Below are 17,070 nucleotides of genomic sequence, written 5' to 3' on the forward strand. Positions count from 1 at the left end.
AAAATTAGACTGTAATATCTTTTACAGCATCCCGTACTATACTGGTAAATACTGTATTTAAAGATAAATTAACATTTGAATCTTTGTTATTTAATTCATCTTTATAAAACAATCCGACTGAGGATATTTTATAGTTAATATTTTGTGATTAAAAAAGGCTGGTTTAAAAATTTAACCATTAATAAAATGTAAGCAGTTAAAGATTAATTTAATTAATGGTTAAAATATATTTAAGTGTTAATTAAAATTAATATCCGGGTAATTGACTCAGATTTGGATTATCAACTAAAGGATGTCCCGCTGACTGCGCAGCAAAAGGCAACAATTCTGTTTTATTCGGTACAAATCCGTAGAAAAGACCATCTCCTCCACCTTCGATCCAGTTTGGATACGTTCCTCCGTTTTCTGCTGAACCGGTTGGTTTTGTGTAGATAATACTCCCGATCTGGAGCTGACCCGCAGCGGCTCCTATAAATCCGGCTGTCCTTTTTGCATTGCTGTTAAATGTACTGTTATAAGCCTGGAACATATTTGCAGGATACCATTTGTCATCTGTTGTTGTGGTTTGTCCGTGTGCTACTGCAATAGCTCTTAATGCAGTCTGATAATTCGCGAAATCAGCAGTCGGAACATTAGTAATTACTGCAATTTCTGCAGGGCTCGTAATATCAATATATTTTAATGCCAAAAACGGATCACCATAAATCTGAGCATTTTTTTCAAGTTTATAAAGTCGGTAAACAGGTGTATTTGCATAGGCTCCCGTTCTATTTGACAGGTTTTTCATCGCCTGTTTTGTTGCATCAATTTCACTTGCTAAACGATTCATACGAATCAAATCTGTACGAAGATTAAACTCTCCGGCAAACTCCCATTTACGCTCCTGAACAATAGCCGCTTCAAATGCCTGCTGACCGGACGGAACCGGTATAGCCCCGATTCCTGCACGGTTTCTTACCTGCATAAAAGCAGCAGTTCCTGCAGCAGTAGGTCCTCCGTTGAGATAGTTTTGAGTTTCTGCATACATTAATAAAACATCTGCATATCTTAAAACAGGAATATTTAAATTACGTGCATCTGCCGCCTGAGGCGCCACACACCATCCCATTCTGAATTTACCTGACAGGATGCAGGAAAATGTAGTTCCGGCATTCACCCAGGTATCACCGGGTAAACCATTATTTAAGAAATATACACTGTAAGAAGTACAAGAAACATCTCTACGTGTATCTCCCTGATTAAAAGACAAATAATAACTAGGAAGAATGAACTGTAATGCCTTTCTTGATCCGTACGTTCCTCTATGAGAACCTTCATTGGCGTACACTCCAAAAGCTGAGTTTGTATTTGCCCCGTACTCAGCAATTTGCCAAAGAATTTCTGAGTTTGTCACTGAAAATTTTCTCTGGCAGAAATTGAACCACAAGGCTTCAAAACCACTTTTGCCACTCTGAGCCTGAACCAAAGAATTGGTTCCTCCGTTAATAATAGTGGCACAGGCATTATCCGCAATCTGATACAATTGCTGAATTCTGCTGTTATCACTGCGACGCGACATCATTGCCCCGCTTCCGGTATTCAGGTCCCAACGAAGGGAATAACCTGCTGCATAAAGAGCAATTCTTGCCAATAAGGCATTGACTCCCTGTTTTGTTAAACGTTCTGTTGTTGCGTATCCACTTTGCCCAAAGCTTGGAACGTTGGTTACGGATTCCTGAAGATCCGCAATGATACGATCGTAAATTTCATCTCTTGAGGTACGTTTTGGATATAATGTATTCGGGTCATTCGGATCCATCTCATCAAGAGGTTTAAAAACCGAAGGGACGTCTCCGTAAACACGAATTAAATTATAATAACAAAATGCACGAATGGCCTTCACTTCAGCCAATAAAGCATCACGTTTTGTACTGGCTTCCATTTTGCTTAATCCGCTCACCGCAATATTTGTTCTTTCAATAACCGCATACATCGCAGAATAAATCCCTGTTACTGTATTCGGGGTATAAGCATCATATTGATAGTTGGCAATGTTATATTTGGAATTATTTGTAGAGCCATCTTCTGAAGAGTGGGTTACTGTGTCCCCAGCTCCTAACTGATAATACATTTCAGTTGGAACTACACCTCTGTAACAGCCCAGAACAAACATCTCTGCAGTATCTATATTTTTAAATACAGATTCTGTATCCAATGAATTGTAGGCGGGTTGGTCCAGAAAATCTTCACTGCATGAATTCATGGCTAAAACAGCAACGAAAATTGAGGGAAGAATGACTAATTTTCTTAGAAATATGGGAGTATTATATATATTTTTCATGATTTTAGATATTATATATTAGAAAGTTAAATTAAGACCAAGAACATAGCTTCTTGAACGAGGATATGTAGAACTGTCATACCCAGGTGTAACAGTCACCCCGCTTGCCGCCGAAACTTCAGGATCATAACCTGAATACCCTGTAATTGTCGCCAAATTATTAACGGTAAAATAGATACGCGCATTGGTGAGCATCACTTTATTTAAAAATTCTTTAGGAAAAGAATATCCTAATGTTACCTGGGCAATTCTCAGATAAGAACCGTCTTCCACATAGTATGATGATGGGTAGGCAATATTCGAAGTGTTTGTATTGCTTAAACTCCAAAGGCTTGAGCCTTCATTCGGATTCAGTTCTTTTAATCTTACTAAATTTGTTGTTGCCTGCCCCGTATTAGGATCAATCAAATGATAATAATTGTTTCCGAATTCCGAAGGAACATTCTGGAACATCGCATATGGACTTAAACTTTGTTTAGTAGCATTATAAATATCATTTCCAACGCTGAATTTCATAAATACAGCCAGGTCAAAGCCTTTGTAAGAAAAATTATTACTGATGCCCCCGATAAAGTCCGGAGTACCGTTTCCAATCTTCCGCATTTTTCTTGTAAACTGGTCTCCTGCTTCATTATCGGCAGCAAATTTCATATCGCCCGGTTTAGGAGTTCCGGTTGCAGGTTTTACAACGCCTGGGTTTAAGGTTAATGATCCGTCCGGATTTTGAGTAAAATCATCCGTAGTATAAACTCCCTGATAAATATATCCGTACATATCGCCTAATTCTTCTCCTACAGTTGCATAGTAGGTCACCATTCCCGTTCTGCTGCCTCCTACACTGAATGTTTTATTCAGTTGCCCGTTTTCAAGAGAAAGAACTTTAGATTTATTGAAAGAGATATTAAGATCGGTTGTCCATCTGAAATTTTCTGATTTTAAATTCACTGTATTTAGCGTGAATTCCATCCCTCTGTTTCTCATGGAACCGATATTCTGATATTGTCTTGAATATCCTGAAGAAACGGGAAGTACACTTTCGAAAAGCATTTTGCTTACGTTATTGTTATACCATTCGGAGGTTAATTTAATTCTATTGTTAAAAAAAGCTAAATCTACACCAATATTGGTTGTTTTCAGCTCTTCCCACTGAAGATCACGATTTCCCCAGTTTGTACTTGTAACGTATGCCGGATATCCCTGAGTATTATTTATTGGGTAATCTGTCAGTAAAACATTGGTTCTCCATAAGTTATTAGCGACCCCATTGTTACCGGTTACCCCATATTCAATTCTTAATTTGAAATCATTAACGATTTTATTGATCTTATGATCCTGCCAGAAATTTTCCTGAGAAACACGCCAAGCACCTGCTACAGATGGAAAATATCCCCATCGGGAACCTTCTGCAAATTTTGAAGAACCATCCGCACGGATTGTTCCTGTAATTAAATAACGATTATCATAATTATAATTCGCACGGGCAAAATAGGACAGTAAGCTGTTGCTTGATCTGTCTGTATTTTTATCGGCTACTGTTGCGTTCGCAATATCATCCAGTCCGAAATTCGGGTAAGGGAACTTTGTAAGTTTCATGCTGCTTCCTTCGGATTCTTCATACCAGATTTCGTTCCCGATTAAAGCATTTACTTTATGCTTTTCACCAAAAGTTTTATTATAATTTAAAGTATTGGTGATCTGATAACGGAATGTTTCTGCATTGGCAATACTTCCGTTGATTCCTGTGTTGATAGGATCTGTAAGAAACGCACGGGAATTCCGGTCTGAAAATGATGTTGATTTGCTGTTTGTCCAGCTATACTGTCCGGCGGTTCTCCATGTGAAGTTTTTCAGGAAGTCAAATTCGACACCTGCATTGGCTACGAATGTTCTTGTACGTTTGTTTGAAGTTGAGGCCTGGGTTTCTATGTATGGATTTTCTGTATCGAAACCAGAATCCAAAGCTGAGAAATCCGGGAAAGTTTGAGTGTTGAACAAACGATCCTGAGTAAATAATGTACCTCCCGTAATAGGCTGAAGAAGAATTTTTTTCATTCCTGAATAAGCACCTCCACCGTTCACAGAATTGTTCGTAAACATGGCATTGAAATCTACTCTTACCCCTTTATACAATTCTGAATTGATGTTGGCACGTAATGAGTTTCTTGTCTCGCTAAAGTTTTGAAGCAATCCATCCTGTTTATTGTAATTATAACTGATGAATGCCTGTGTTTTATCATTTCCTACAGAAACGTTTACGTTGTGGTTCTGAGTTAATCCTGTTCCTCCCAACATTTTTTCCTGCCAGTCTAATGCAGAAGCAGATCCGTAGCGATTGGCAATTCTCTGATTGGCTCCGGAATAAAATCCTGGTGAATCTGTCCCCAGATTATTGTCAAAAACATTACTCCACGCTGATGGTTTGGACTGAAGCACTCCCAATTCGTACTGATACTTTACATATTGTTCCGGATTTGAGAGCATATCCAGTTTTTTTGAAAGCATATCAAATGACATGAAAGTATTATAGGTGATAACCGTTCTTCCTTTTTTCCCGCTTTTAGTTTTAATAACAATAATACCGTTGGAACCACGGGCCCCGTAAATGGCAATGGCAGAAGCTCCTTTTAGTACATCGATACTTTCAATATCATTAGGATGAATCACATTCAAAGCGTTATCCAATTGGAAACCGTCTACAATATAAAGCGGATCAGAACTTTGAGTAATAGAAGAACCTCCCCTGATCGTAACATTTGCGTTGGCTCCCGGAGCTCCACCCGCTGTCACGATATTCAGACCTGCAGCTCTTCCCTGCAACGCCTGTAAAGCGTTCATTGCCGGCGTGGCCGCTAAATCTTTTGCCGAAACTGAAGAAACAGATCCTGTTAAATCTGACTTCTTAACTTTACCATAACCAATAACAACTACTTCTTCAATATCTTTTGTACCATTTTTCACAGTATCATTTACCGTCTTTTGCCCCCAGACAAAACTTGTTGAAAGCATAAATGCCGGAAACACTATTCGCTTTATATTTTTGTGTTTAACTATCAAAGACATATATTAATTTTTATGTTACCAAAATACACCGTTACAAAAATTCGGGCATCCTGCAATATCCTGTATTAAAATATTCGTAATTTATCATAATTAACCGCAAATATTTAAATTATATATTAAAATAGATCATAAATAACTTATAAATCATCAAACATTCAGTAAAATAATTAACTAAACAGTGAATTAAAAATTCCTGTTTCAAATAGACTAGAGTTCTATTGCTTTTAATAAAAAGACACTGAAAAAATCAGTGCCTTTTAAAAGAGCTAAAATTTTAACTCTGAAACTATATGAACGGATAAATGTGAAATCGTAAATGAAATTTATCGCAAAGAATTTCCGTATCCTACAATCAAAATAGAGACAAACATCACGATCATTCCGACAGAAATGGTTATAATTGTTTTTTTGGAAACTCCTTTCCATTCTTTGATAATAATACCCCATAAATTGGCAATAAAAATAATAAAGGCCATGTGTAAAATCCATGAGCTGGCTCCATTCCCCATTTTACTTTCACCCATTCCGTAAAAGAAGAACTGTAAAAACCACATGGTTCCGGCAAGCGCACAGAAAATCAGGTTGCGTACAACCGGTACATTTCTTCTGGTATAATCAGTGTAAGATTTATTTTTAATGGCTAAATACAAACACCCAATTAGATTGACTGCCATACCGCCCCAAAGAACAACAACGTAGGTTACATTATTTTGAAAAAGGAATTCTCCTTGATTCGGATTGGCTATTTTCCAGGCTTCATTGGCTACTATTGCCATTGGTTTTCCAGCTTCCAGCCCGAAGTTGAAGCACGCACTTAAAACACCGGAAATGATGGAAACAATTAATCCCAGTCCGAATTTATATTCCGTTTTTACTTCTACGCCGTGAGGATCTATTGAATCGGTTTGCAACTCTTTTTCCTTCATCATTCCTGCTTTTCCGCTGATGATGATTCCGATAACACAAACCAGAAGCCCAAGTAACACAAACTGTCCCCATTTGCTGCTAAACAGCAAACCGATATTGTCTTTTCCTGTTTGTGGAGAAAATTCATAATAAATAGAGGGAACCAGTGAACCAAACACCATACAAAGCCCCAAAATAATGCTGCTTCCGAGCGCTACTCCCAGATATCTAACTCCCAAACCATAAGTAAAACCACCAATTCCCCACAAAGCACCAAACAAAAATGTCAGCCCCAATATGGAAGAACTTTCGTTCTGAATAATTCCCCAAAAATCAGGGATGGTAAGAAATGCCGCAAGTGGCGGAACGATGATCCAGGAAAAAACTCCTCCTATTAGCCAATAGGTTTCCCAGGACCAGCCTTTTACTTTTTTATAGGGTAAGTAAAAGCTCCCTGAAGAAAAGCCCCCTAAGAAGTGGAAAAAAACTCCTAATAATGCATTCATAATTTTATCTTATGGATTGAATTTGAAAATTAATACTATGAAATCGATTGCGCATCTTGTAGTGTCATGTTACAATAATAATTTTTTTGTCCTGAAACAAAAGTTTAAGACCTGGAATCATCCGCTAAAAATTAACTCAGTGAAAATTAAACAATTTTTGAATATTGATTTACTTTATTTTATAAACTTCACTTGCAGCAAGCAACAGACAGCCTAAACCATAATCTTCAAAATCAGGTTGCTTGTCAATGGCAAGCGGCTGACCGTCTTTAGGTTCCTTTCCTGTTCCCTGTACCCAGCCTAAAAATCCATTCGGCTGGACAGAATCTTTTACAATTGCATTCCAGGCTTTTACAACAACGGGTAAATATGTTTTTTTATCAATCAACCCTTTATTAATTCCATACGCCATTCCATACACAAACAGAGCTGTGCCCGTCATTTCTTTGCCTCCGAAGTTGGCAGGATCATGCAGACTTACATTCCAAAAACCATCTTCCCTCTGAATGGGCAGCAAAGCCGATAACAGGTCTTTGTAATCCTGTAAATATTCCTGATAATGCGGATCAGATTCCGGTGTATCTTCCAATGTCCGAGCCAGAGCTGCAACTACCCAACCGTTTCCGCGGCTCCAGTAGCAATCTTCGCCGTTGGGTTCTGTGTAAGGTGGAACAAAGCTTTTATCTCGCCACCAAAGCTTGTCTTTTGGGTTGTATAAGCCATTTCCTCCATGCTTATATTTCGTAAAGGCATACATTTCGTAATTTTTATCGAAATATTTTTGTTCACCTGTAATTCTGCCCAGTTTTGTAAAGATGGGCATTCCCATTTGAAGAGCATCGATCCACCACCAGTCATCTGATTTTTTGGAAGCAATCATACTGTCCATTGAGGCTTTCACAAATTTTATTCTCTCCGGATTTTTTTTTCCATCAATTTCATAAAGATCCAGATACGTCTGTCCGCAAGCCTGATTGTCTGCATTACGGGTATAGGTACCGCGCATCATGTCCCAGTTGTGTTTTTGAGACCAGTCGATGGCATAATCGTAATATTCTTTTTTAGGATCTATTTTATACAATGCCATTAGTCCTTCATAGTAAACAGCCCGTGTCCACAAATTGCTTGGCCACACTTTTTTGCCGACAACTTCTTTTCCCGCATCCGGCCATTTGTTCATGAAATATTGATTTGCCCTCCGTGAAACTTCCAAAATTTCTTTTTTATCCGGAAGATTAACTTTTTCTGCCGCTGTTGGTTTCTGAACCGAGCAGGAGGATAAGATTCCAAAAATCAACGCAAAAAAAGCGCCTCTCATTAGTACTTTCTTCATAATTATATATATTTTTTATTTACAATCTTTTAGTTTTAAAAATTTCAACATTAAGAAAATTAAAGGATTAAGGTTTAACGGTATGAATATTTGGTGCAGGAACCTTCAAAACCGATTCGTCCAGATAATAATCTGTATGCGGAGGCTGGTTGTAGCCTACATTTTGCCAAACAATACTCAATCTGTACTGTGGATTGTGCATCAGTGTATACAAACGATGCTTTGTAGGAATTGTTGAACTGAAAATCCGAAGCTCCTGATTGTCTGAAGTTCTGTAAATCACTTCTTCCCGCCAGTCTCCAAATAGATCAGCAACCAAAGAAGGGTTTTTCTTGGTGCCGTTGTTTGATTCACACTGAAAATCTTTAGCGTCAAAGATTAGACTCGATTTTTCTTTCATCCAATCCCATTTTGACACTGAGGTCCCGTCTAAAATTTCACTTAAAAAATCTCCATCCCAATAAATTCCCATATTACAGGCAGGATTTTTATCACTTATTTTTCTTCCTTTAGTATTGTAAACGCCTTTCAGACCAGCTCCCGCAGCCCAAGATTCTGAACCTTGATAACGGGGATCGATATTTAAAGACAATCCTCTTCCCGGTCCCTGAAATTTGCCTTGTTTACTATAAATTAAAGAAGGTAATTTCCATAAAACTTTACCCGTTGCACCCGCTCTGAAATGAGCACCCGCATCGTCAAACCTTTCCTGAATATCGAAAATTTCCAATCCGGGAGATGAGGGATCCAGGTCACCAACATGCAATGCATCACCGTGGCCAAAGCCCGTGCTGTTCAAGACTTTTCCGTTATCATCAACCGTCATTGCACCAAAGATAATTTCATCTTTTCCATCATTATCAACGTCGGCAATGCTCAGGTTATGATTTCCCTGACCCCGATATTTTTTATTTTCTTCCGGGCTTTCCGTATCGAAAAGCCATCTCAAACTGAGTTTTTTATCTTTATAATCCCAAGCTGCGATTGTCGTCCGGGTATAATAACCTCTCGACATAATGATGCTCGGCGTTTTACCGTCCAGATAAGCAACTGCACCCAAAAACCGGTCGATACGGTTTCCTTTCGCATCCCCCCAAGTTTCAGTCATTTGTTCAGGAGTTGGATTTAAACTGCCTGCAAATCTGGGAACTTCATAATGAACTGTATTAATTTCCTCACCTGTTTCACCATTAAAAACAGTCAAATATTCAGGCCCGGAAAGGATAAATCCGTTTTCATTCCGATAATCTTTGTCAGGGTTTCCAATAAATTTCCCTTTACCATCTTTGCTTCCGTCTGCAGTTTTCATCACCACTTCTGCTTTACCGTCCTGATCTAAATCATACACTAAAAACTGGGTGTAATGCGCCCCTTCCCTGATATTTTTCCCTAAGTTAATTTCCCACAACAACTTTCCGTTCAATTTATAAGCCTGAATAATGGGCTCATCTGTAAAACCTTTCTGACTGTTGTCCTTGGATTGCCCCGTCTGATGAAGTATAATTTCATACTCACCATCTCCGTCCAGATCGGCCACAGAAGCATCGTTGGGCGTATATCCAACCGGTGTTTTTAAAGGAATTGAAAAATAGGGTTTTTGATTAGTAGCATATTTCGCAGAATCTTGATCAATCTCCTGATCTTGGGTATTGGATCTTACGAAATAGGTGTAATTCTTTGTTTTATCCGCCGTTGTATCTAAAAAACTGGTTTCGTTAAGCAGTGGTTTTTCATTCAGTTTTTTGCTTGAGTTATTTTCAACACGGTATAAATCAAACTGAATATTCTGCGTTTCTGTTCCCAACAAACGCCAGCTCACAAAAACCCCTGATTCTGAGGGTATCGCGACAATTCCTCTTTTCAGATACTCCATTTGCCTTTGTGCGGAAAGAAGCTGTGAGAAAACGATTGTCATTAAAATAAGGTTATATTTTATATTCATAATTCTGAACTATTCAAATTAACATAATTCAATCGATTGCGCAATTATTTTGATATCCTCTTTTTCATTTTTGTTCTATTTCGAATAATACAATGGAAATAGCAGAATTTCCCCATCCAACCCGGAAGGCTGAACTTTCCATTTGGATGCATCAAAAGCTTTATAATCAATATTTACAAAATTGATCTCGTGGTAATTACGCCACTGAATTTTATTCTGGTCCATGTAACGGATTCTATTGGCCATTAGATTGCAAACTTCAATCTGAATAGTGTTTTTTCCTTTTTTAAGATATTTCCCGATGTTAATTTCAAAAGGAATACTCCAGACAATTCCCGCTTCCTGTCCGTTGACAATCACCTTTGCACTTTCATACAGTTTATCGAATTTTAAAAGATAATCGTTTGCATTTTTCTTCTTCAAATTTAATGTGGTTGTATAAACACCAGTCCCAGAAAAGCTCTGTGTTGCAGGATCTTCTAAAAAATTAGTCCAGGGTTCTAATTTCTTTATTTTTTTTGATTTTGGAAGTTTGGGGCCGCCTTCTTTGAAAGTCAGCTGCCAGACTTTATTTAAACTGATAGGAGAATCTGTCTTTTCAATATATTTCCATTTTGTGATGGAATGATCAACAGTTTCACTATTTTTTAAAATTAAAGATTGTCCGGGTTTCAGCTGGATTCTTACGGAATTATTTTGTGTTTCCGACACTCCGGAATTTCCGTTTTCCGGATTCATGATCACTGCCTGCTTTCCTGTATAGTTTAGGGGAATAAATTGATTAATGTCCTTTGCAGTATGGTTAACAATGAAATAGTATTTCCCTCCGGCAAACTGTCTTCTTACAAACTTCAATTCGGTTTCCGTTAATTTTTCTCTTTGTATTTTTAAATATTCCAAGCCTTTTTCAATATCAGAACTTAAAACAATTTTTCCTTTTCCGAAGGTTGCTATTTTCATATTTTCACTCTGAATCTGAAATGGAATCTGAGCCCACAACGATTTTAATTTTGCTCTCCTTTTTTCGACTTCAAAGTTTCCGGGAATATCTTTTGGCACGTTCTGAAAAATAACCGAAGCACCATTTTGAGCTAATTTGAGAATATTATTTAAAGTAGTTTCCTGCAAATAAGTTAATTCAGGAATTATTAAAACCTGATAAGAAGATCCTTCTTTTACAGTCTGAATTTTTTGATCTTCCGATGTCGATTCGCCAATCATCTTGTCAGAGATCATATCTAGAGAATAGCCCATTTTGTTAAGTTTCGTCAAATTCTCATACATCGGCGTTGGCTGCAACCATTTTTCCACGTTATGAACTTTGAAGGTTACATCCTTCCCTTTCGGATTGGCCCATTGGTCATAAATCGGCCAGTACATCAACAGTTCGTTATCAGATTTCCCACTCTGCAGAATACTTTGAGTACGTGCCACATAAGAATTTAATCCTGTCAAATGTGGCCACAAACTATTTTCCGAAACAAAATTAACCGATGCATAAAACAGCCAGCCCGGAAAAGAAACATCGGCAGGTGTATAAGTCGTGCCATGGTAAAAAACGTGATTGATCCCCGATAAAAAAACCTGCTCTACTTCGGGTTTTGCCTGTGACCACGAAGTTTTAAAATGTTCTGTAAGCCAGGTAAAAGTTTCGTTTGAAATTAATTGCTTGCCCGACACATTTGCAGCTGATGAAGCAAATTTTAACATGTTGAAATCAGGAATATCAGATTTTTGAATATCTGCGCTATCTCTTCTCAGCCCAGGAATATCAAAAATTGAGCTTCCGAAAGTTTCAGACTCCGGAATATCAACTGCAGCATACAAATCCAGTAAATTTCCTGGCGATCCGTGAGCCTGATTCGTATTTTTTGAGTTTTTGGAATGAGCCCAGTGCGTAAAATTCTTAGTAAAATTGTCCAAAATCAATTCGCTTAGGGTTTCCCTGTAATCTGATTTTATTCTTCCGGAAACTTCATTTTCCTCATTGCTCACTAAATATTTAATGTATGGACTTAAATCATATCCGCGTCTTTTTTTAAACTCAAATTTAAATTCCGGCGTCCAGTCAGCATTATAAACTTCATAACTATCATTAAAAAAAGAACGGATTCCATAGTTGGAGTTTCCAAAAGCTTTATCGAAAGTATTCAGATAATCCTTCACTGCATTTGGTGAAAAATGGTCTAAAGTATACCCTTCTCCACCCGGAGCTGCACGCTTTACTTTTTGTAAAGTTTTACCTATAAAAACGGCGTAAATCGTCCATTTCCCAGAATCCGGGTTCCAATTAAGAGAACCGTAGTTTGTTATTTTATCGGTTAAGACAACTGCTTCATTTTTTTCGTTGTAAGCAGTTACAATATCTAACTTTATTGTTTTTAAATCCTTTTGTTTTTGATCTTTCAGAATAATTTTCTCAGAAAACTTTTCACCTGATGAAATCGTATATGTCTGGACAATCATTTTTGTGGCAGCATCTTCTTCACCAACCTGCGGCCCGCCGATTGGCCAGCCTGTCCCGACAGCCATATCAACTCCCATATTCAAACTTTTCGCCTTGTTTGTAGTGAATTGAAGCATTTGCATCCATTCCGGGGAAAGATATTTGATGTATTGATTTTCAAAGCTTTTCACTCCGTAAATTGGAACGATTTCTACGCCTCCAAAACCTGCTTCATTTAAAGTTGTCAGCTGTTTATCCAATCCTTTTTCATCAACTGCATTTCCCATCCACCACCATCGTGTCCACGGCTTTGCCGTTTCAGTGATTTTTGGCCACGGATTTTGAGCGGAAAGATTTCCGAACGTAAAACAAAATATGCCTATCTTAAATATAGATTGAATTTTCATTTTCTTACTTTTTAGTTTCCATCCGGCTTTAAAGATTCCATAAATACACTTTCCGGCCAATGAAATTTTTCGAAAGGATCAGGTTTATTTAAATCAAAACCTTTATAATTTTTAGAAATAAATTTACTCAAAGGTAGCTTCTGATCGACCATACTTTTTACCACACATTTTGCCAATTCATAAGCACCATATGTATTAAAGTGAGTATCATCTGCCAAAGCATCCGGTTGATTGGGATAAGAATTTGCAGGATAATATACAAATGCTTTTTTAGAATTTTCCGGTCCCATTGCTTCAAACAGTGTTTTACTCATTGCATTCAGGTCAATTAAATATACATTTTCTTCTTTTGCAATTTCCCGCATTGCATCAGGAAAATCATCCAAGGTATTGACAATCTTATTATTTTTATCAAAAACTCTTCGATTCATTGAAGTAACTAAAACCAGCATCACATTCAATTGTTTTGCATTATTAATCCATTCTTTAAGTCTTTTTCTATATCCGGATTTCGTACTATTCCCAGATTTTTGATCATTATGCCCAAACTGGATAAATAGATAATCTCCAGGCTTTATCTTGTTCCAAATCTTATCGATTCGGTGGCGGTCTTCAAAGGCTTTCAGTGTTTCTCCGCTTTCGGCATAATTGGCAACAGCAACTTCTTCCGGGATAAAAAAATACGGCAGAATCTGTCCCCATGATGCCCAAGGTTCGTAGAGCGCATCTACTACAGTAGAATCTCCAGTCAGATAAATGGTTTTCGCTGTTTTGTTGGGTTGAAGGATTATTGCACAAACTTTTGGAGCTTTATCATTAAATTCAATCGTCAATAAATTGTCCCAATGTAAATATTTTCGTTCTCTTGGCTTTAATTTCACAATTCCAATTTCAACTCCCTCCTGATTACGAAGTATACTATCTTTAATGTGAACGGTTATTATTTTTTCGACGACTTCGCCTTCTTTTGTTTTTACATCATCCAGCATCAGACGGCGGTTTTCCACACGAACTGTTGTTTGAGAAGTTCCTTTAGAATCACCTAAATTTAACCTAATATCGTAATTTCCTTCCGGAATTACCACTGAAAAATAGAAAGGTTTGTCGCTGGTAATATAATCTCCCGTCAAAGCATCTCCTCCTCTGTCAACTGATTTTAAACCGGAAATATCCATAAATCCATAACCCATTTTTCTGTCAAATTTAGAATGTTCTGTGATGGGAATAAAACCCTCCTGAGTTCTGCTTCCACCAAAATCAAATTTGAAATTGGTTTGTTGGGCAAACATTGATGAACAAATAAAAATTGCTATAATTCCTATCCAATTTTTCATAATCAGTCCGTTAAAATATTGACTTCCGGCATTGTAAACTGCTTTACTTCATCACCCAAATCCGGTAACCCAAAATAAAAATACAATGTTCTTTTAAAAGTTTCATTGAGATGATTCAACTCACTTTCTGGTCCAAAAGCTGAAGTTTCATTATTAATATTAAATGCTAAAACAGTTCCTAATGGTGGAATTGCATCCAAAAATGAAATATTTCCTGTTGGTAATTTGGGAAATCCTTCCGCACCATAAATTCCATAAAGATCAAAGAGCCTTACAAACATTTTTTCTTCTTTTGTTCCAATGGTAATTTTTCCTTCTGCTGTGTCAAGTTGCAACCACGAAACATCATCAAAATATCCTTTAAATTCCGGATAAATCCACGGTGAAAAACCTGTTCTGGTTGAATTTTTAAGATTTTGCCAAACATTATAAGTCTGTCCCTGAGTACGGTTTTTCCAAACATGATAAGGTCCTTTGCCCAACCATTTTGCACTGATAACATAATTTTCAGGATAATCAAAACTTACTCCTGCAAACAGATAATCGCCCGAAAGAGAGTATTCATAATTTAGTTCTAAAATTCCGTTGGAATTAAGTTTCCAGTTAATTTTTTTTCCGTCTTTGTATACAACTTCAATGATTTGATTTTCCGCTTCTGCAAAAGATTTTATGGCTGATAATTCAGCTTTTCCATTTATGAAAACTGGCCCGTTTCGGAAGGTCATTTTTTTGCCTTTTTTATCAAGAATTACTGATTTTAATAATCCATCTTTCTTACTGATTGAAAATTCTTTTTCTTCTGATTTTAAAATAAATAAAGAATCATTTTCTCCCACAGAAACCGAAGATTCCTTGGTTAAAATTTTCTGAAATTGTTTTGAAATTTCATGATTAGACGAGATTTTCCAGATCCAAGTATAAATTTCTTTTCCAAAAAGATCAGTCGCCGTTAATGATAAAGCTTCACTTTCTTTCCAGTTTGCAGGAAGATTAAGTTTGATATTTCCTTTTTCCGTTGATTTTATATCCGGAGATTCTGCTTTTCCTTTTTGAAGAACATCAAATCCGGATTCGGAAGAAAATGGAGTTTTAAATTTCATCAATTTCCACTCAAACTGACACTCATTTAAATTGGTAAAATGGTAGCGATTCTCAACCGGAATGATTCCGTTAAAATTCTTTGGCAATGTTTTTAACTCAATTTTTACCGGACTGTAGATTTCCCGAATCGCATAAAAACTTCCTTCTTTTTCGCGATGCGGACCAACGACTCCATCCGGAGCATTGATAGCATTCACGTCAATTTGATTATTAAAATCGGTTCTCACCAAACCTTCATCTGCAAAAGCCCAAATGAATCCTCCGGCTCCTTTTTTGGAATTCCAGTGCAGTTCCCAATAATCGGCTAAAGAAGTTCCACCGCCGCCATCGTCCTGCGCGTGCAGAAATTCAGTCGGCATATAAATACTTTCTCCATCAAGGATTTTTTTTGTGCTGTAATAATCTTCGTAATGATTGCAATCGATTCCGTTGAAAGCATTTCCAGGTTTGTGATGAGCGTGAATTACAGGACGATTTGACAAATCATATTTTGCAAATTCTGTGTCCAAATCAAAGTTATGCCCGCCCTCGTTTCCATTGCTCCAAAAAATTATTGACGGATGGTTTGCATCTCTCGTAACCATTTCTTTCACAAGCTTTTTGCCAACTTCCGTGCTGTACTTTTTTTGCCAGCCAGCAAGTTCATTCAAAACATACAAGCCCAATGAATCGCAAATCTGAAGAAAAGATTTATTCGGCGGATAATGAGCACATCGAACGGCGTTCATATTCATTTCCTTGATGAGCTGAACATCCATCAAATCGATATTTCTGTTGACTGCTCTTCCTGTTTCAGGCCACCAAACATGACGATTGATCCCTTTCATCTTGATCTTAGTTCCGTTGATGTAAATTCCGTCACCTTTTCGGATTTCAATGGTTCGGAAACCGAATTTCTCTTCGGTTTGGTATATATTTTTTCTGTTTTTATTTAAGCTAAATTTAGCTTTGTATAAATTGGGAGTTTCTGCTGTCCAGAGTTTTGGATTTTTAACGGAAAATTGAATTTGTTTTAAAGTATCTCCTTTTTGAATTGTAATCTGAGATTCACCAATCAGAATATTTTTACCATCAAATAATTCTACTTTTAACTGATTGGCCGCTTCAATTCCTTTTAAATGTATATTTGAACGAAAAGTCCCGTCTGCCGCGGCTTCAATGACTGTCCACGAAATATTTTCTATCGGAGTTGCTTCAAGATAAACGGGTCGGAAAATCCCTCCCAAAACCCAATAGTCTGCAAGATGTTCTGCATTATTAACGGATTTATCGGCAGACATTTTGGAAACTTTAACTTCAAGAATATTTTGTTTTCCGAACTTTAATTTGTCGGAAATATCATATTTAAATTCATAAAAAGCACCTTGATGAATTTTGCCTGCGGGTTGTCCGTTGATTTTCACGTCGGTATCAGTCATTGAGCCTTCGAAAACAATGTTGATTGATTTTTCTTTCCATGAATTTGGAACAAAAAACTTGTGTTTATAAAGACCTACTTCGTCATTAAATTTGAATTTTTTACCATAAGTCACATAATCTCTTCCATAATTATAGGACCCGAATCCCTGCTGTTCCCATTGTGACGGAACCTGAATTTTGTTCCAGCTTCCGGATTTCCGTCCTCCAGTGATCCAAAAATCCCATTCTTTTGTATGCTCAGAATCTGTCCCGCTCAAGAACTGAATTTCCTTAGATTGGGAATGCAATAATTGGGA

Annotated in this window: 8 protein-coding genes; all 8 read right to left on the reverse strand. The window is 37.2% G+C overall.

What is annotated here, in order from left to right; genetic code table 11:
* Positions 1–247: 247 nt before the first annotated feature.
* Entirely contained in the window at positions 248–2,320 is a 2,073-nt protein-coding gene (locus J2T03_RS04745; protein ID WP_307209737.1) for a RagB/SusD family nutrient uptake outer membrane protein, read from the reverse strand.
* An 18-nt stretch (positions 2,321–2,338) separates the two neighbouring features.
* Positions 2,339–5,380 (reverse strand): SusC/RagA family TonB-linked outer membrane protein, encoded by a 3,042-nt coding sequence (locus J2T03_RS04750; protein ID WP_307209739.1) that lies wholly within the window; start codon positions 5,378–5,380, stop codon positions 2,339–2,341.
* A 323-nt stretch (positions 5,381–5,703) separates the two neighbouring features.
* Positions 5,704–6,792: an L-rhamnose/proton symporter RhaT gene (gene rhaT / locus J2T03_RS04755; RefSeq protein ID WP_307209741.1), complete on the reverse strand. Its 1,089-nt coding sequence runs from the start codon at positions 6,790–6,792 to the stop codon at positions 5,704–5,706.
* Positions 6,793–6,961: 169 nt separating this feature from the next.
* Positions 6,962–8,125 (reverse strand): glycoside hydrolase family 88/105 protein, encoded by a 1,164-nt coding sequence (locus J2T03_RS04760; protein WP_307209743.1) that lies wholly within the window; start codon positions 8,123–8,125, stop codon positions 6,962–6,964.
* Positions 8,126–8,192: 67 nt separating this feature from the next.
* Positions 8,193–10,067, reverse strand: a complete 1,875-nt coding sequence (locus J2T03_RS04765) for a rhamnogalacturonan lyase (protein WP_307209744.1) — start codon at positions 10,065–10,067, stop codon at positions 8,193–8,195.
* A 75-nt stretch (positions 10,068–10,142) separates the two neighbouring features.
* Positions 10,143–12,920 carry a glycosyl hydrolase gene (locus J2T03_RS04770; RefSeq protein ID WP_307209746.1) on the reverse strand — a complete coding sequence of 926 codons (2,778 nt, stop codon included), beginning with the start codon at positions 12,918–12,920 and terminating at the stop codon, positions 10,143–10,145.
* A gap of 11 nt (positions 12,921–12,931) precedes the next feature.
* A complete protein-coding gene (locus J2T03_RS04775; protein WP_307209748.1) occupies positions 12,932–14,254 on the reverse strand; it encodes a rhamnogalacturonan acetylesterase in 1,323 nt (440 codons plus the stop codon).
* Between the two features lie 2 nt (positions 14,255–14,256).
* The gene (locus J2T03_RS04780; RefSeq protein WP_307209749.1) at positions 14,257–17,031 is read right to left on the reverse strand and encodes a glycoside hydrolase family 2 protein; all 2,775 of its coding nucleotides are present in this window, start codon (positions 17,029–17,031) and stop codon (positions 14,257–14,259) included.
* Positions 17,032–17,070 lie beyond the last annotated feature (39 nt).

The organism is Chryseobacterium lathyri, from assembly GCF_030812195.1.
Lineage (GTDB): Bacteria > Bacteroidota > Bacteroidia > Flavobacteriales > Weeksellaceae > Chryseobacterium > Chryseobacterium lathyri_A.